The 16,598-nt window shown below is 66.9% G+C and carries 13 protein-coding genes and 1 riboswitch; of the genes, 9 read left to right on the top strand and 4 right to left on the bottom strand.

The window, feature by feature from the left end:
- Positions 1-180 precede the first annotated feature (180 nt).
- Together ACQR0Z_RS32505 and purH are read left to right on the top strand one after the other, a co-directional pair.
- Complete coding sequence (locus tag ACQR0Z_RS32505; protein WP_434921354.1) at positions 181-1,896, top strand: heparinase II/III family protein; 1,716 nt, start codon at positions 181-183, stop codon at positions 1,894-1,896.
- A gap of 281 nt (positions 1,897-2,177) precedes the next feature.
- Positions 2,178-2,258: riboswitch (ZMP/ZTP riboswitch) on the top strand.
- Positions 2,259-2,284: 26 nt separating this feature from the next.
- Entirely contained in the window at positions 2,285-3,877 is a 1,593-nt protein-coding gene (gene purH / locus ACQR0Z_RS32500; protein WP_434921353.1) for a bifunctional phosphoribosylaminoimidazolecarboxamide formyltransferase/IMP cyclohydrolase, read from the top strand.
- Positions 3,878-4,007: 130 nt separating this feature from the next.
- Here the strand turns inward: purH and ACQR0Z_RS32495 are convergent, their stop codons facing one another.
- A complete protein-coding gene (locus ACQR0Z_RS32495) occupies positions 4,008-5,417 on the bottom strand; it encodes an MFS transporter (protein WP_434921352.1) in 1,410 nt (469 codons plus the stop codon).
- Between the two features lie 121 nt (positions 5,418-5,538).
- Here ACQR0Z_RS32495 and ggt point away from each other — a divergent pair, with 121 nt between their 5' ends.
- Together ggt and ACQR0Z_RS32485 are read left to right on the top strand one after the other, a co-directional pair.
- The gene (gene ggt / locus ACQR0Z_RS32490) at positions 5,539-7,290 is read left to right on the top strand and encodes a gamma-glutamyltransferase (RefSeq protein ID WP_434921448.1); all 1,752 of its coding nucleotides are present in this window, start codon (positions 5,539-5,541) and stop codon (positions 7,288-7,290) included.
- 180 nt (positions 7,291-7,470) lie between these two features.
- Positions 7,471-8,883 carry a serine hydrolase domain-containing protein gene (locus ACQR0Z_RS32485; RefSeq protein ID WP_434921351.1) on the top strand — a complete coding sequence of 471 codons (1,413 nt, stop codon included), beginning with the start codon at positions 7,471-7,473 and terminating at the stop codon, positions 8,881-8,883.
- Positions 8,884-8,889: 6 nt separating this feature from the next.
- Here the strand turns inward: ACQR0Z_RS32485 and ACQR0Z_RS32480 are convergent, their stop codons facing one another.
- The gene (locus tag ACQR0Z_RS32480) at positions 8,890-9,555 is read right to left on the bottom strand and encodes a glutathione S-transferase family protein (protein WP_434857835.1); all 666 of its coding nucleotides are present in this window, start codon (positions 9,553-9,555) and stop codon (positions 8,890-8,892) included.
- Positions 9,556-9,721: 166 nt separating this feature from the next.
- Between ACQR0Z_RS32480 and ACQR0Z_RS32475 the strand changes: the two genes are divergently transcribed.
- The 5 genes from ACQR0Z_RS32475 to panE all read left to right on the top strand — a co-directional run bounded on the left by ACQR0Z_RS32475 (position 9,722) and on the right by panE (position 14,339).
- Entirely contained in the window at positions 9,722-10,306 is a 585-nt protein-coding gene (locus ACQR0Z_RS32475; protein ID WP_434921350.1) for a DUF2239 family protein, read from the top strand.
- A 97-nt stretch (positions 10,307-10,403) separates the two neighbouring features.
- Positions 10,404-11,750, top strand: coding sequence for an MATE family efflux transporter (locus ACQR0Z_RS32470; RefSeq protein WP_434921349.1), 1,347 nt, complete (start codon positions 10,404-10,406; stop codon positions 11,748-11,750).
- Between the two features lie 93 nt (positions 11,751-11,843).
- Positions 11,844-12,452: a 2-hydroxychromene-2-carboxylate isomerase gene (locus ACQR0Z_RS32465; protein WP_434921348.1), complete on the top strand. Its 609-nt coding sequence runs from the start codon at positions 11,844-11,846 to the stop codon at positions 12,450-12,452.
- Between the two features lie 112 nt (positions 12,453-12,564).
- Positions 12,565-13,302: an SDR family oxidoreductase gene (locus ACQR0Z_RS32460; RefSeq protein ID WP_434921347.1), complete on the top strand. Its 738-nt coding sequence runs from the start codon at positions 12,565-12,567 to the stop codon at positions 13,300-13,302.
- Between the two features lie 113 nt (positions 13,303-13,415).
- Positions 13,416-14,339 carry a 2-dehydropantoate 2-reductase gene (gene panE / locus ACQR0Z_RS32455; protein WP_434921346.1) on the top strand — a complete coding sequence of 308 codons (924 nt, stop codon included), beginning with the start codon at positions 13,416-13,418 and terminating at the stop codon, positions 14,337-14,339.
- A 232-nt stretch (positions 14,340-14,571) separates the two neighbouring features.
- Here the strand turns inward: panE and ACQR0Z_RS32450 are convergent, their stop codons facing one another.
- Together ACQR0Z_RS32450 and ACQR0Z_RS32445 are read right to left on the bottom strand one after the other, a co-directional pair.
- Entirely contained in the window at positions 14,572-15,147 is a 576-nt protein-coding gene (locus ACQR0Z_RS32450; RefSeq protein WP_434877675.1) for a c-type cytochrome, read from the bottom strand.
- Positions 15,148-15,294: 147 nt separating this feature from the next.
- Positions 15,295-16,572 (bottom strand): PQQ-dependent sugar dehydrogenase, encoded by a 1,278-nt coding sequence (locus ACQR0Z_RS32445; protein ID WP_434921345.1) that lies wholly within the window; start codon positions 16,570-16,572, stop codon positions 15,295-15,297.
- Positions 16,573-16,598: the final 26 nt, after the last annotated feature.

The raw sequence follows: 16,598 nt of genomic DNA, 5'->3' as shown, positions 1-16,598 counted from the left end.
TTGTGTCTGTCCGTTAAATCCTGATTTTGCACCAGATTCTGGTCCTGCGTGGGTGCTGCACCGGGGCCAAAAATGGTGTATCGGCGGCAGTTGCGATCTATGAAGGATCCGCAACCGAATCCCCTCTGAACAAGGCTTGGCGTGTCCGCCGCTCAACGCAGACGCATATCGACGCTGGTCATGGGCCGCTTTGCGCGCAGCCTGATGTCCAATGTCAGCGGTGTATCGGTATCCGTGTCCGGCCTGTGGCCCGGACGCGCGGACCGGCTCATCATTGCGCCGCATGATCTGCGCACCTCGGACGCCACACGGGCGGCCGAGATCTACGCCGGGCGCTTCGTGTTCGCCGGCAAGATCGTCACCTGCCACGGCCGTTCGATCTTCGACCTGGAGCCTCCGTCGGAGGACTGGGAAGTGGCGCTGCTCGGCTTCGGCTGGCTGCGACATCTTCGCGCAGCCGACACCGCCCTGACCCGCGCCAACGCACGCGCCCTGGTCGACGACTGGATCACCAACCAGATCGGCCGCCATCCGCTCAGCCGCCGCGCCGACGTGCTGGCGCGCCGGGTGATCTCGCTGCTGTCGCAGGCGCCGCTGGTGCTGGCCGATTCCGACGGCAAGTTCTATCGCCGGTACTTGCGCGGCCTGACCCGCGAGATCCGCTATCTGCGCTATTCGACCATCGACATTCCCGACGGCGTGCCGCGGCTCCAGGTGCTGATCGCGCTGTGCTACGCGGCGCTGTGCCTCGCCAACCAGGCCAAGCACATCCGCAGCGCGACGCGAAAGCTCTCCGACGAGCTGCAGCGGCAGATCCTGCCCGATGGCGGGCATGTGTCGCGCAACCCGGGCGCGCTGATCGAGCTGTTGATCGACCTGCTGCCGCTGCGCCAGACCTTCGCCGCGCGCAACATCGCGCCGCCGCCGGCGCTCCTCAACGCCATCGACCGGATGATGCCGATGCTGCGCTTCTTCCGGCACGGCGACGGCAACATGGCGCTGTTCAACGGCATGGGCGGCACTCCGTCCGACCTGCTGGCCACCCTGCTTGCCTATGACGACACCCATGGCACGCCGATGGCCAGCATGCCGCACTCGGGCTTCCAGCGGCTCGACGCCGGGCAGATGACCGTCATCGTCGACACCGGCGCGCCGCCACCGCCGCATCTGAGCCACGAGGCGCATGCCGGCTGCCTGGCATTCGAGCTGTCGTCGGGCGCCAGCCGCATCGTCATCAATTGCGGCATGCCGTCGACCGGGCGCGACAACTGGCGCACCTTCGCGCGCTCGACGGTGGCGCATTCGACGCTGACCTATCACAACACCTCGTCCTGCACCTTCGTCGAGATGTCGGCGATGAAGCGGCTGCTGCACGGCGCGCCGATCGTGTCGGGGCCGACCCGGGTGGAGAATTTCCGCGAGGTCGTGCCCGACGGCACCGTGCTGTCGACCTCGCACAACGGCTATGCGTCGAAGTTCGGCTTGATCCACCGCCGCGTGCTGGTGGCCGCCGAGGATGGCGCGCGGCTGGACGGCGAGGACACCGTGACGCCCGCGCAAGGCGCGCGGCTGCGCGGCGGCGGCTCGGACTACACACTGCGCTTCCATCTGCATCCGGCGGTCAAGGCCAGCCGGCTCAGCGACGGCCGCGGCGCGATGCTGGTGCTGCCCAACCGTGAAGTCTGGACGTTCGAGACCTTCGAGGACCGCGTCGACCTCGAGGACAGCGTGTTCCTCGCCGGCAATGACGGCCCGCGGCGCACGACGCAGCTGGTGATCCGCCAGGACGCCCAGCAGGCCGCCTCGATCCGCTGGAGCTTTATCCGCTCCTCAACCTCGCCGAGCGACACCAACGCGCGGCGGAATGCCCGGCGCGAGCCGGAGCTGCCGCTCTGATCAAGCGAATAGGCGCGCGTCGCCGCCCCAACGGCAGTGCGCTCCCTCTCCCCGTCCTTCACGGGGAGAGGGTTGGGGTGAGGGGCCGCCACACCCACCGACCGTGTGGATAGCCCCCCTCACCCGGATTGCATCTTCGATGCAATCCGACCTCTCCCCGCACGCGGGGAGAGGTTAAGGGTACCGTCCCAACGCTCGAGTTGAGGGTAACCAATACGGTCAACCCGGCGCGAGCGCGTCTGCGTCCCCGTTGTCCGCCCGGCCGAAAGCTGCTATGAGCCCGGCTCTCGCGCGACTGGCGACTTTGGATGGAGCACCATCGGGGAGCGCGGGATCGACCGCCGTGCGCCTGGGCAACTGAACCTCCTGCAACAGGATTCTGCCCGCCATGACCAATCAGCTTCGTCCTATTCGCCGCGCCCTGCTTTCCGTGTCCGACAAGACTCGCCTGGTCGACTTCGCGCGCGCGCTCGCCGCGCGCGGCGTCGAATTGATCTCCACCGGCGGCACCGCCAAGGCGATCACCGAGGCCGGCCTGAAGGTGCAGGACGTCTCCGACCTCACCGGCTTCCCCGAGATGATGGACGGCCGCGTCAAGACGCTGCATCCGAAGGTCCATGGCGGCCTGCTCGCGATCCGCGGCAATGACGAGCACGCCGAGGCGATGAAGACCCACGGCATCGCGCCGATCGACCTGCTCGTCGTCAATCTCTACCCGTTCGAATCCACCGTCGAGCGCGGCGCGCCGTTTAGCGACTGCATCGAGAACATCGACATCGGCGGCCCCGCGATGATCCGCGCGGCGTCGAAGAACCACGAGGATGTCGCCGTCGTCGTCGACGTCAACGACTACGAGGCCGTGCTCGAGGATCTCGCGCGCCACGAGGGCTCGACCACCTTGCTGCTGCGCCGGCGGCTCGCCGCGAAGGCCTATGCGCGCACCGCCGCCTATGACGCGGCCATCTCCAACTGGTTCGCCGCCACGATCCAGAACGACGCGCCGGATTATCGCGCCTTCGGCGGCAAGCTGATCCAGTCGCTGCGCTATGGCGAGAACCCGCACCAGCATGCCGCCTTCTACGCGCTGCCCGGCCGCCGGCCCGGCGTCGCCACCGCGCGGCAGGTGCAGGGCAAAGAGCTGTCCTACAACAACATCAACGACACCGATGCGGCCTATGAGTGCATCGCCGAGTTCGATCCGGCGCGCACCGCGGCCTGCGTCATCGTCAAGCACGCCAACCCTTGCGGCGTCGCCGAGGGCCCCGACCTGATCACCGCCTATCAGAAGGCGCTGGCCTGCGATTCGACCTCGGCGTTCGGCGGCATCATCGCGATGAACCGGAAGCTCGACGCCGCGACCGCGCGCGCGATCACCGGTATCTTCACCGAGGTGATCATCGCGCCTGATGCCACCGAGGAGGCGATCGCGGTGATCGCCGCGCGCAAGAACCTGCGGCTGCTGCTGGCCGGCGCCCTGCCCGATCCGCGCGAGGCCGGCCTCACGGCAAAAACTGTTGCCGGCGGCCTCCTGGTGCAGAGCCGTGATAACGCCGTGGTCGACGACATGACCTTGAAGGTCGTCACCAAGCGCGCACCCACCGATGCCGAGCTGCGCGACCTGCGCTTCGCGTTCCGCGTCGCCAAGCACGTGAAGTCGAACACCATTATCTACGCCAAGGATTCGGCGACCGTCGGAATCGGCGCGGGCCAGATGAGCCGCGTCGATTCCGCACGCATTGCCGCACGCAAGGCGCTCGATGCTGCTGCCGAAATGAAGCTCGCGGAGCCGCTGACCAAGGGCTCGGTGGTCGCATCCGACGCGTTCTTCCCGTTCGCCGACGGCATGCTGGCCTGCATCGAGGCCGGCGCCACCGCGGTGATCCAGCCGGGCGGCTCGGTCCGCGACGACGAGGTCATCAAGGCCGCCGACGAGCACGGCATCGCGATGGTGCTCACGGGTGTCCGGCATTTCCGGCACTGATTTTATCCAAGATCTCCGCCGTCATTCCGGGATGCGCCGCAAGGCGCAGGCCCGGAATCCATAACCACGATCGTGAGTATGGATTCCGGGCTCGCCCTCCGGGCGCCCCGGAATGACGGCGGAGCAAGTTTCAGGCGCCCTGCCCCGCACGACGACTTGAGTTCACCCGCGCCAGCAGCACCAGTCCCACCACGAAGAACAGCACCAGCACGGCCATGCCGGCCTTCTGGCTCGCGGTCGCCGCGGTGATGATGCCGATCAGCAGCGGGCCGATGAAGGACGTGACTTTTCCGGTCAGCGCGAACAGGCCGAAATATTGCGCGACGCGCTCCTTCGGCACCATGCGGATGAGAAGCGAGCGGGACGCGGCCTGCAGCGGCGCGCCGCAGGCACCCAGGACGCAGCCGAGCAGCAGATAGGCGCGCTCCGGCCACGACGCGAACAGCGGTCCTCCCGGCGCAGCCGGCGTGACCGAAATGAACAGGATCGAATCACGGCTCACGAGCAGGATCGCGATGATCGCGAGCAAGAGCAGGGTCATGCTGCCGGCGATGACCCGCTTCGGCCCGAGGCGATCATCGAGCTTGCCGCCGAGCCAGCCGCCGAAGGTGCCGGCGGCGGCGAGGATGATGCCGAAGGTGCCGATCTGGATCGTGTTCCAGCCGAACGTGCCGGCCGCATAGATGCCGCCGAAAGCGAACAGCGAGACGAGGCCATCGGTGTAGATCATGTTGGCGATGAGAAAGAGCGCGACGTCGCGCTGCTGCGGCAGGCTGCGCAGCGTCGCCTTCAACTGGCCGAGGCCCTCGCGCACGGCAGCGCCGAGCCGGTGCCGTGCCGGGAAATCCGGCGTGAACAGAAACATCGGCAGCACGAACACGATGAACCAAAGGCCTGTGAGCGGGCCGGAGATGCGGTCGCCTTCATGCGTTACCGGATCGAGGCCGAACAGCGGCGTCAGCCCGAACAGCGTGCGGCCGCTCTCGGGATTGGCGGCGAGAAAGCCGAGCACGAGAACGAGCGAGAGGATGCCGCCGACATAGCCGGTCGCCCATCCCGTTCCCGACAATCGACCGATGCGCTCAGGCGGCACAAGCGTGGGCATCATCGCATTGTTGAACACGGTGGCGAACTCGACCCCAATGGTGGCGAGCACATAGGCCGCGAGCAGTGGCACAATCAGTTCGGGCGCGCCGGGCCGGCCGATCCACATCAGCGAGGAGCCTATCACCAGCAATGCGCCGAATGCGGCGATCCACGGCTTGCGCCGACCGGTCGCATCGGCGATCGCGCCGAACACCGGCGACAACAGCGCGATGGCGATGCCCGCGGCGGCGGTCGCAAAGCCCCACAGCGCCTGTCCGCTGGCAGGATCGGGCGCGACATGGGCGGCAAAATACGGCGCGAAGACGAAGGTCGTGATCAGCGTGAAATAGGGCTGCGCCGCCCAGTCGAAGAAGATCCAGCTGACGACGGCGGCACGGCCGGGATACGTCCGGCTGTCGGCTTCGCTGGCGGTCTCGATCGCGGTCACGGCCATTGCAGTTCCCTTGGCAGCATCGCCGCACAGGGCGACGATCACGGTGTCGCGTTTTACGCCGGCGACGGCGCCCTATAACATCTGACGATCCCATGCGGATGTCAGCAGCGGCAGAATGGCGATGACCATGTTCACGATTGATCGACGGCGGCTCCTCGCAGGTGCGCTGATTCTGCTGGCGGGCTGCCTGCCGGCATGGGCGCTGGACAGCGGGGGACGCGAGATTCCGCTGCCGCCCGGCGTCGTCGCGCCCGCGCAACCGCCCGCGCATGGCATGGTGGTGGCGCAGGAGCGGATCGCCGCCGACGTCGGCCAGCGCATTCTTGCGCTCGGCGGCAATGCCGTCGATGCCGCGGTCGCGACCGGCTTCGCCATGGCTGTGACCTATCCCGTCGCCGGCAATATCGGCGGCGGCGGCTTCATGGTCATCCATCTCGCGAAAGCCAACGAGGACATCGCGATCGACTATCGCGAGACCGGACCGGCCGCGATCACGCGCGACATCTTCCTCGGCGCCGATGGCAAGCCCGACATTGCGAAGTCGCGCGATTCGGCATTGTCGATCGGCGTGCCCGGAACGGTGGCCGGCCTCGCCCTGGCGCTCGAGAAATACGGCTCGGGCAAGTTCACGCTGGCCCAGCTGCTGCACCCGGCGATCGTGCTGGCCCGTGACGGCATCCCCGTGGCCGACGACGTCGCCGTCACCCTGCCGATGATGGCGCCGCGGCTGGCGAAGTGGCCGTCCTCGGCTGCCATCTTCATGCGCCCGGATGGAGCCGTGCTCAAGGAAGGCGACCGGCTGGTGCAGCCCGACCTCGCCGCGACGCTCGCCGCGGTCTCCGAACAGGGGCCGCGCGGCTTCTACGAGGGACCGGTCGCGGACAAGCTCGCCAAGGCGATTCAGAAAGCCGGCGGCATCATGACCGCGGACGATCTCAAATCCTATCAGCCGGTGCTGCGCACGCCGGTGCGCGGCACCTATCGCGGCTACGACGTCGTCTCGATGCCGCTGCCCTCGTCCGGGGGCACCGTGCTGATCGAGATGCTGAACATCCTCGAAGGCTTCAAGCTCGCCGAGTTGAAGCAGGGCTCGCCGGCCTCGCTGCACCTGCTGATCGAAGCAATGAAGCGCGCCTATGCCGATCGCGCCCGCTATCTCGGCGACCCCGCCTTCGTCGACGCGCCGGTGCGCGCGATGCTGTCGAAGGATTACGCCGCTCGCCAGCGCGACGGCATCGATCCGGCGCGCGCCACCAGCGCGGGCGACGTGCTCAACACCAAGCCGTTGCGCGAAGGCAGCAACACCACGCATTTCTCGGTGGTCGACAATGACGGCAATGCCGTCAGCAACACCTACACGCTGAACTTTCCCTACGGCGTCGGCCTGATCGCGGAGGGCACCGGCGTGCTGCTCAACAACGAGCTCGACGACTTCACCGCCGCCCCGGGCGCCTCCAACGCGTTCGGCCTCGTCGGCTTCGAGGCCAATCTGCCCGGTCCCGGCAAGCGCCCGCTGTCGTCGATGTCGCCGACCATTGTGCTCAGGGGCGGCAAGCCCGTGCTGGTGACGGGCTCGCCGGGCGGCAGCCGCATCATCTCCACGGTGCTGCAGGTGATCGTCAACGTGCTCGACTACAAGATGGACGTCCGCCAGGCCGTGACCGCGCCGCGCCTGCATCACCAATGGATGCCGGACGAGGTCAGAATCGAGAAGGGGTTCGCCGACGACGTGCTCGCCGACCTCCGCACGCGTGGTCACAAGATCGAGGAGCCGATGGGACGGACCTCGGCGAACTCGATCCTGGTCACGGCGGAAGGACTGGTCGGCGCTCCCGACCCGCGCAGCAAGGGGGCCACTGCCGCCGGGCGCTGAAGCCGGTACAGGCATCCCGCTCGACCAGGCCGGCGGCGAGCATCGTCATTGTCCCGGATGACGATTTGCCGCCGCCCCGAGGCCTTGTTCCATCGCGTCGGTCCGTTGGCGAGCTGGCGAAGCCGGGATACAAGAACTGCGAGGGCGAAGCTTGCCCGCAAGACCATTTCAGGCGTTCTGGTGAACTTGCGAAGATTTTCGGTCGGTCTCCTGGTGTTCGCGGCCCTGCTGGTGGCGGGCTGGCTTACCTATCGGCCGGACCGGGCGCTGCGGTCCGCCACCACGGCGGTCGCGCAGATGATCTGCGCCAAGACCTTCGTCTCCGGCCTCGATCCCCAGACCACCTTCGCTGAAACCATGGAGCGTCCCGGCCTGCGCCGGCTGCGCGCCGTGATGCGCTACCGCGTCGAGCCCGACATGCGCTACGTCGACGCGTCGCTGCTCGGCCTGCATGTCAGCCGCGCCAGCTATCACGACGGCCTCGGCTGCGTGTCGATGCAGGGCCAGAAGCCGCCTTACGTGCCGCACAGCGACGTCCGCGCGCTGCGGGCTTCGGTTCCGCCGCCGGCGCTGCCGGAGGTTGCAGCGGCGGCCCCGGTGGAACCCGCCGATCCGGCGTTGAAGGCCGCGCTCGATCACGCCTTCGAGGAGCCGGCCAGCCCACCGTTCCGGCGCACCAAGGCGGTCGTGGTGGTCAAGGATGGCCGGCTGATCGCCGAACGCTACGCGGCTGACATCGGTGTCGACACGCCATTGATCGGCTTTTCGATGACCAAGACGGTCACCAATGCGCTGCTCGGGATCATGACTCGGCAGGGCAAGCTCAGCCCTGAAATTCCGGCGCCTGTCGCGGAATGGCGCGACGCGCGCGACCCGCGCCACGACATCACCATCGAGCAGTTGATGCGCATGACGTCAGGGCTGGCGCTGGACGAGACCAATTCCGGCTTCGACCCGTCGAGCCAGATGGAGATTCATCGCGACATGGCAGCGTTCGCGGTGCATGCGCCGCTGATCGCCCCGCCGGGCCAGCGCTGGGCCTATTCGAGCGCATCGACGCAGATCCTGGCCCGTATCATCCGCGACGCCGCCGGCGGGCCGGAGCAGACCATCGCGTTCGCCTGGCGCGAGCTGTTCGGACCGCTTGGCATGCGCAGCGCGACGTTGCAGTTCGACGGCTCTGGCACCTATCAGGGTCACGCCAACATGCTGGCCAGCGCGCGCGACTGGGCGAAGCTCGGCCTGCTCTATCTCGCCGACGGCATGGCCGGCGACACACGGATTCTGCCGGAGGGCTGGGTGGCGATGTCGGCGACCGCGACGCTGGACACGGACTACGGCGCGGGTCTCTGGACCAACCGCAGCCCGCATGTTCATGCCCAGGGGCGCGCGCGCGCCGGAATTCCGCCAGATGCGTTCTTCGCCTTCGGCCTGCTCGGCCAGCGGCTCGTGATCATGCCAACCCAGCGCATGGTCGTGGTGCGGCTCGGCGATGCCGTCGATCCCGATGGCGACATCCGGGGCGTAGCGCGCCTGGTGCGCGAGGTCATCGCGGCGACGGAGGCCTCGGCCACCGCCGCGCGATCGCCATAGCGCGCGTCAGCGGCCGAGCTCGTACGGCCCGCCCTTTTCCAGCGCGATCTTGTAGGCCGGGCGCGCCTCGATGCGCGCGAGGAAATCCATCGCGCGCGGATGGCCCTGCTCAAGCCCGCCGCGCGCGGCGGCGGCCTGCAGCGGGAAGCTCATCTGGATGTCGGCGGCGGTGAATTCATTGCCGGCGAACCACTCGCTCTTCTGCAGCTCGCTTTCCCAGAACGCCATGTGCTGCTTCAGTTGCGGATTGACCAGTGTGGTCAGCGCCTGGCTCGACACCTTGCGCACGAGGGGGCGCAGCAGCGCCGGCGCGCGCTTCGGCATGACGTTGAACAGCAGCTTCAGCAGCAACAGCGGCATCGCCGAGCCCTCGGCGTAGTGCAGCCAATAGGAATAGCGCAGCCGCTCGGGGGTCTTCGGCGGCGGGATCAGCCGGCCGTCGCCATAGGTCTCGACCAGATATTCGACGATGGCGCCGGACTCGGCGACCACGTTGCCATTGTCGGTGATGACGGGCGACTTGCCGAGCGGATGGATCGCGCGCAGCTCCTTCGGCGCGCGCATGTCCGGTTGACGCTGATAGCGGATGATCTCGTAGGGGACGCCGAGTTCCTCGAGCAGCCAGAGCACGCGTTGCGAGCGGGAGTTGTTGAGGTGGTGAACGGTCAGCATGAGGTCCCCGAAAGACGGATCGAGTGAGCAGGCGCTGTTCCGTAGCAAAGCCCGCTGCCTTCGGCGAGCGGCGGGACGGTCACAGCGACCAAATATTTATCCGGGTAATATTGACTTTTATTTCTACCCGGATTTTATTTACCCCCGTCAACCGGGACGAACGGACATGGATACCTATACTGCTTTTGCCGGCCATACCCGCATCGCCACCGGGCCCTTGCCCAAGGTCGCGCTGGTCCTCAAGCATGCTGCGCCTGCGACCGAGCCGGTCATCATCTTCAGCGACCGCACCGGGCAGCCGGTCGACCTGGACCTGCGCGGCAGCGACCGGGACATCTTGGCCCGGTTGCCGGCGGATGCCGGCGCCGCCGCCCAGCAATTGCCCAGCGAGCCGCGCGGCCGTGGCCGGCCGAAGCTCGGCGTCGTCGCGCGCGAGGTCACGCTGCTACCGCAACATTGGGAATGGCTGAGCACCCAGCCCGGCGGGGCCTCGGTCGCGCTGCGCAAGCTGGTCCACGAGGCGCGTCGCGCCAGCGGTGACAGCGATCGCGCCCGCGAGGCGCGCGATGCGGCGTATCATTTCATGTCCGGGATCGGCAGCAACCTGCCGCAGTTCGAGGAGGCCTCGCGGGCGCTGTTCGCAGGTGATCTCGGCCGCTTCGCAAGGCTGCTCGCGGAGTGGCCGGCCGACATCCGCGATCACGCCATTGCGATGGCCCATCGTCACCGCGCCGACACCGAGATCGGCTGATCAACGACATCTGGAGAGCATCCGCCCGAGGCCGCTCTCCTTCCATTCCTCCTGACACGACCCGCCTGGCATCAAAGGGCGGTGGAAGGATCATGCCGTGACGCCCGCTCCCTCGCTGCGCAAGACGTTCCTGTTGTTCGTCATCCCGATGATGCTGAGCAACACTCTGCAATCGCTGTTCGGCACCATCAACAACGTCTATCTCGGCCAGATGATCGGCGTCGATGCGCTGGCGGCCGTCTCTGCGTTCTTCCCAGCGATGTTCTTCTTCGTGTCGTTCGTGATGGGGCTCGCCTCCGGCGCCGGCATCCTGATCGGCCAAGCCTGGGGCGCCAAGCAGCTGGCCACTGTGAAGACAGTCGCCGGCGCGGCCTTTGCCATTACCCTCGCGCTCGGCTTCGCGATCGCGCTGGGCGGCCTCTTCAGCCGCGAACTCCTGACGGCGCTGGCGACGCCGGCCAACATTCTCGATGCGGCGACGGAGTATGCACGCGTCATGATGATCTCGATGCCTCTGACCTTCGTCTTCATCATGCTGACGGCGCTGATGCGCGGTGTCGGCGACACCGTGACGCCGTTGATCGCGCTCGCGGTGTCCACCGCGCTCGGCCTGGTGTTGACGCCCATCCTCATCCGCGGCTGGTTCGGCGCGCCGCAGCTGGGCGCGGCCAGCGCGGCGTGGGCATCGGCCGTCTCCACGCTCCTCACGCTGGGCTGGGTGCTGGCGCAGTTGCGCCGGCGCAAGCATCCGCTCGCGATCGACGTCGCGGTGCTGCGCGGAATGCGGCCGGCACCGAAGCTGCTGCGCACCGTGCTGCGGCTTGGCATTCCCGCGGCGCTGAGCATGATCGTGATGTCGCTGGCGGAGATGGTGCTGATCGGCCTGGTCAACGGCTTCGGCTCCGACGCGACCGCGGCCTATGGCGCGGTCAACCAGGTGCTGGGCTATGTGCAATTCCCCGCGCTCTCGATCGCGATCTCGGTGTCGATCTTCGGCGCCCAGGCGATCGGCCGCGGCGCGCCCGAGCAGATGGGCCGTATCGTTCGCACCGGAGTCGAAATGAACCTGGTGCTGACCGGCGGACTGGTCGCGATCGCCTATCTGTTCTCGCGGCCGCTGATGGGGCTGTTCATCACCGATCCCGCCGTGATCGAGGTGGCGCAGCATTCGTTGCACCTAGTGTTGTGGAGCTCGGTGCTGTTCGGCATCTCCATCACCTTCTCGGCGGCGATGCGCGCCTCCGGCACGGTGTGGATGCCGCTTGCGATCTCCGCCTTCGCGATCGCCGCGATCGAGGTCCCCGCGGGAGTCTGGCTCAGCCGCAGCATCGGCCTCGACGGCGTCTGGCTCGCCTACCCCATCGCCTTCACCGCAATGATGCTGCTGCAGATGAGCTATTTTCTCGTGGTCTGGCGCAAGCAGGCGGTACGGCGCATGATCTGACCGGTGCCGGCCGAAATATGATGATCATCATAAAACCCTGGACGCAGCAGCCGCGCTGGACCACAATGCGAAAAACCTTCGAGGAGACCGCCCATGAGCCGACCCGCACCGGAGTTCATGTTCGATTTCGGCAGCCCGAACGCGTTCCTGAGCCATGAGGCGATCCCGGCGATCGAAAAGCGCATCGGCGTCCAGTTCTTTTACGTGCCGGTGCTGCTCGGCGGCATCTTCAAAGCGACCAACAACCGGTCTCCGGCCGAGACCTATGCGGGCATCAAGAACAAGCGCGAGTTTCACGAGGTCGAGACGCAGCGCTTCCTCAAGCGCTTTCACGTCCAGCCCTGGGTGTGGAACCCGCACTTCCCGGTCAACACGCTCAACCTGATGCGCGCGGCGATCGCCGCCGAGCTTGAAGGCGTGTTCGAGAAATACGTCGACGCGGCGTTCCACCACATGTGGCGCGAGCCGAAGAAGATGGACGATCCGGAGATCGCGATCTCAGCGCTCAATTCGTCGGGACTCGACGGCGCGAAACTTTTCGCCCGCGCCCAGGAGCCGGAGGTGAAGGCCAAGCTGGTCGAGAACACCCAACGCGCCGTCGAACGCGGCGCGTTCGGCTCTCCGACCTTCTTCGTCGGTAACGAGATGTTCTTCGGCAAGGAGCAGTTGCGCGACGTCGAAGACTACATCCTCGGCAGGTAAATGCCCGTCATTGCGAGCGCAGCGAAGCAATCCAGAGTCACGCGCGCAGCCCTGGATTGCTTCGTCGCTTCGCTCCTCGCAATGACGCCGGACTTTGAACGGAGACCCCAGCATGCAACAGCGCAACGCCACCGTCGCCGTGATCGGCGCAGGCGACTACATCGGCGCCGAGATCGTCAAGAAATTCGCATCCGAAGGCTTCACGGTGTTCGCTGGCCGCCGCAACGGCGACAAGCTCGCGCCGCTCGTGGCCGAGGTCGAAGCCGCCGGCGGCCGGATCGTGGCGCGCTCGCTCGATGCGCGCAAGGAGGACGAAACGACCGCCTTCCTCAACGACGCCGACAAGCATGCGCCGCTCGAGGTCGTGATCTTCAACGTCGGCGCCAACGTCAACTTCCCGATTCTGGAGACCACCGACCGCGTGTTCCGCAAGGTCTGGGAGATGGCGTGCTGGGCCGGCTTCGTTACGGGCCGCGAGGCGGCGCGGCTGATGCTGCCGCGCGGCGGCGGCAAGATCTTCTTCACCGGCGCGACGGCCTCGCTGCGCGGCGGCTCGGGCTTCGCGGCGTTCGCTTCCGCCAAGTTCGGCCTGCGCGCGGTGGCGCAGTCGATTGCGCGCGAGTTGATGCCGCAGAACATCCATGTCGCCCATCTCATCATCGATTCCGGCGTCGACACCGCCTGGGTCCGCGAGCGCCGCGCCCAGCTCTGGGGCAAGGAGGCGCTTGATAATCCCGACCTGCTGATGCCGCCCGCGTCCGTCGCCGGCGCGTATTGGCAGCTCTACCAGCAGCCGAAGAGCGCCTGGACCTTCGAGATGGAGATCCGGCCGTTTGGGGAGAAGTGGTAGGGGCGAATGGCGAATAGGGAGTCGCGGATAGGGAATGGAGCCCATCCCTATTCGCCGCTCGCCATTCCCTGTTCGCTTCGGCAAGATGCGGCCTCTTTCAAGGAGCCTCACCCATGCGAATTCTCGTCGTCGGCGCCGGCGCGATCGGCGGCTATTTCGGCGGCCGGCTGCTGCAGACCGGCGCTGATGTCATCTTCCTGGTCCGCCCGCGGCGCGCATCCGAGCTGGCCAGTGCCGGCCTCGTCATCCGCAGCCCGGCCGGCGACGTCACCCTGCCCAATCCGCCGACCGTGCAGGCCGACAGTCTGAAACAGCATTTCGATGTCGTGCTGCTGAGCTGCAAGGCGTTCGACCTCGACGACGCGATCGCGTCGTTCGCGCCCGCGGTGGGTCCGAACACCGCGATCATTCCGCTGCTCAACGGCATGAAGCATCTCGACGTCCTCGACGCCCGGTTCGGGCGCGAGCGGGTGCTCGGCGGACTCTGCGCGATCGCGGCGACGTTGAACGAAAGCCGTGAGGTCGTGCAGCTGCAGCCGATGCAGTCGCTGAATTTCGGCGAGCGCGACGGCGGCTCGTCCGATCGCGTCCGCGCGATCTTCGAGATCTTCCAGCGCGGCAATTTCAATGCCTCCGCCAGCGACCACATCATGCAGGACATGTGGGAGAAGTGGGTGTTCCTGTCGTCACTGGCGGCGTCCACGACCTTGATGCGCGCGCCGGTCGGCGTCATCCTGACCGCGCCCGGCGGCAAGGATTTCCTGCTCGGCATGCTCGATGAGTGCAGCGCCGTGGCGGCGGCCGCCGGCTACGCGCCGGCCGGTCCGTTCTTCCAGCGCGTGTCCGGCATGCTGACCACCGAAGGCTCGCCGATGACCGCCTCGATGTTCCGCGACCTCCGCGCCGGCCTGCCGGTCGAAGCCGATCACGTCATCGGCGATCTGGTGGCGCGTGCCGACGCCGCCAAGGTCCCGGTGCCGCGGCTGCGGATTTCGTATACGCAGCTGAAGGTCTACGAGGCGCAGCGAGGGAAGTAGACAAACACTCCGCTGTCGTCCCGGACAAGTCTGCCGACGCGCAGTGGCGGCGGACGCAGATCCGGGACCCATACCGCGGAATCTGTCGAGGGAAGTGACTGCGAGTTGCCTGCCTCACCACGGCCGGTGGTTATGGGTCCCGGATCGGCGCCTGCCAACGCTTCGCGTCGGCGGGCTTGTCCGGGACGACAGCGGTGGGTGTGGCACGACCGCAAGATCCCATCATCCGTCGCTACAAATGCGCGAGGTAATGCGCGAGCGCGGTGATCTCCTCCGCGGACAGCGGATACGCCACGTCCGTCATCGCCGCCTGGCTGCCGCCGACGCGCTGGCCGCTCTTGTAGTCGTGCAGCGCCTTGACGAGATATTCCTCGCGCTGGCCGGCGAGCCGCGCCACGCCCTTGGTGCCGGCGTAGCTGTCGAGATGGCATGACGCGCAGCGGCGGCCGGCGGCTGCCTCCGCCCCTTTCTTCGACAGATCCGGATCATCGTCCGGCGGCGACTTCGCCGGCTGCAGCGAGGCGAAATAGGCGCCGAGATTGCGGATGTCCTCGTTCGTGAGCTGATCGACGATCGGCTTCATCGCCTCGTTCTTGCGCGTGCCGGCGCGGAAGAACACCAGCTGCCACTGGATGAACTGATCAGGCTGGCCGGCGAGCGAGGGGATGTTCTGGGTTTGCGAGATGCCGTTCTCCCCGTGACAGCCGGTACACACCTCTGCCTTCGCCTTTCCCGCCTCGATATCCGCCGCCTCGGCCGGAACACTCAGCAGCGCGAGCGCGAGCAGACCGGCAACTCCATGACGCATGTCTCAATCCTCCCGTGTCGCCGCGTCTATGCACCGCAGCGTCGTCCCGCGCGCGCGGGCCGATAGCCGGACAACGCGCGGCTCACAAAATAGTTGGGGCTGCGGCCGCCATGATGGCGGCGCGCAGCCCCTGCTTTGGTCAGAGCCTCACTTCTTGTCGTAGCTGATGCGGTAGATCGCACCGGCCCAGTCGTCGGCCACCAGGATCGAGCCGTCCTTGGCGAGCACGATGTCGTTGGGACGGCCGAGATAGCCCTGGTCGCCCTCGAGGAAACCGGAGGCGAACACCTCCTGCTTGGCATCCTTGCCGTCGGGACCGACGATCACGCGCATGATCCGCGCGCCCTGGTACTTGTGGCGGTTCCAGGAGCCGTGCTCCGCGATCAGGATGTTGTTCTTGTACTCGGCGGGGAACTGGTCGCCGGTGTAGAACTTCATGCCGAGCGGCGCCACATGCGCCCCGAGGTTCAGCACCGGCGGCGTGAACTCCGAGCATTTGTGGCCCATCGCGAATTTCGGATCCGGCATGTCACCCTGGTGACAATAGGGATAGCCGAAATGCTCGCCGATCCGCGAGATCATGTTGAGCTTGTCGCTCGGCAGATCGTCGCTGATCCAGTCGCGCGCGTTCTCGGTGAACCAATAGCGGCCCGTGCGCGGATCGACGTCGCCGCCGACGCTGTTGCGCACGCCAAGCGCCCAGATCTCGGCATTGCCGGTGCGCGGATCGACGCGGCGGATCTGCGACACCGAGGTCGGCGGGATGCCGATGTTGAAGGGCGGGCCGAACGGCAGATAGAACCAGCCCTCCTTGTCGACCGCGATGTATTTCCAGCCATGCGCGGCATAGGACGGCATGTCGTCATAGACGACCTTGCCCTGGCCGAGATTGTCGACATTGGCCTCTGCGTTCTCATATTTGATCAGCTTGTCGACCGCGATCACGTAGAGATTGCCGTCCTGGAAGGCCAAGCCGGTGGGCATGTTCAGGCCCTTGAGGACCGTCTTGACCTCGCGCTTGCCGCCCTTGTCGGTGATGGCATAGACGTTGCCCAGCCCGAACGAGCCGACGAACAACGTGCCCCTATCGCCCCAGGCCATCTGCCGCGCGGCGAGCACGCCCGACGCCCACACCTCCATCTTGAAGCCCTGCGGCAGCTTCACCTTCTTGACGAGGTCGGCGAGCTCGGCGTCGGATGCGCCGGTCGGCGGTCCCGAGGGCGGCGCCAATCCCTTCTGATCCTCGGTCTCGTCGCCGAGGAACCAGTCGTCCGGCGGATGCGTCCAGAACTCCTTGGTACCGGATTCGTATTTCTTGAGAGCCTTGCCCGCGTCGGGCTTCTGCTGCGCGCCGGCGATGCTGGTGCCGGCGAGAAGACTGATTGTTGCAAGCGCAAGAATGCTTCGGTGAAAAGCCGATGTCATCGCTTCACTCCCCTGCAGCTCGTTCG

It is taken from the genome of Bradyrhizobium sp. HKCCYLS3077, assembly GCF_051167555.1.
GTDB lineage: Bacteria > Pseudomonadota > Alphaproteobacteria > Rhizobiales > Xanthobacteraceae > Bradyrhizobium.
Note: the sequence above shows the minus strand (reverse complement) of the source record. Positions and strands in the feature narration are given on the sequence as shown.

Excerpts from the sequence above, each read along its gene's own strand:
- ACQR0Z_RS32505 (WP_434921354.1), top strand. The coding sequence starts at position 181 with ATGGGCCGCTTTGCGCGCAGCCTGATGTCCAATGTCAGCGGTGTATCG.
- purH (WP_434921353.1), top strand. The coding sequence starts at position 2,285 with ATGACCAATCAGCTTCGTCCTATTCGCCGCGCCCTGCTTTCCGTGTCC.
- ACQR0Z_RS32495 (WP_434921352.1), bottom strand. The coding sequence starts at position 5,417 with ATGGCCGTGACCGCGATCGAGACCGCCAGCGAAGCCGACAGCCGGACG.
- ggt (WP_434921448.1), top strand. The coding sequence starts at position 5,539 with ATGACCATGTTCACGATTGATCGACGGCGGCTCCTCGCAGGTGCGCTG.
- ACQR0Z_RS32480 (WP_434857835.1), bottom strand. The coding sequence starts at position 9,555 with ATGCTGACCGTTCACCACCTCAACAACTCCCGCTCGCAACGCGTGCTC.
- ACQR0Z_RS32475 (WP_434921350.1), top strand. The coding sequence starts at position 9,722 with ATGGATACCTATACTGCTTTTGCCGGCCATACCCGCATCGCCACCGGG.
- ACQR0Z_RS32465 (WP_434921348.1), top strand. The coding sequence starts at position 11,844 with ATGAGCCGACCCGCACCGGAGTTCATGTTCGATTTCGGCAGCCCGAAC.
- ACQR0Z_RS32460 (WP_434921347.1), top strand. The coding sequence starts at position 12,565 with ATGCAACAGCGCAACGCCACCGTCGCCGTGATCGGCGCAGGCGACTAC.
- panE (WP_434921346.1), top strand. The coding sequence starts at position 13,416 with ATGCGAATTCTCGTCGTCGGCGCCGGCGCGATCGGCGGCTATTTCGGC.
- ACQR0Z_RS32450 (WP_434877675.1), bottom strand. The coding sequence starts at position 15,147 with ATGCGTCATGGAGTTGCCGGTCTGCTCGCGCTCGCGCTGCTGAGTGTT.
- ACQR0Z_RS32445 (WP_434921345.1), bottom strand. The coding sequence starts at position 16,572 with ATGACATCGGCTTTTCACCGAAGCATTCTTGCGCTTGCAACAATCAGT.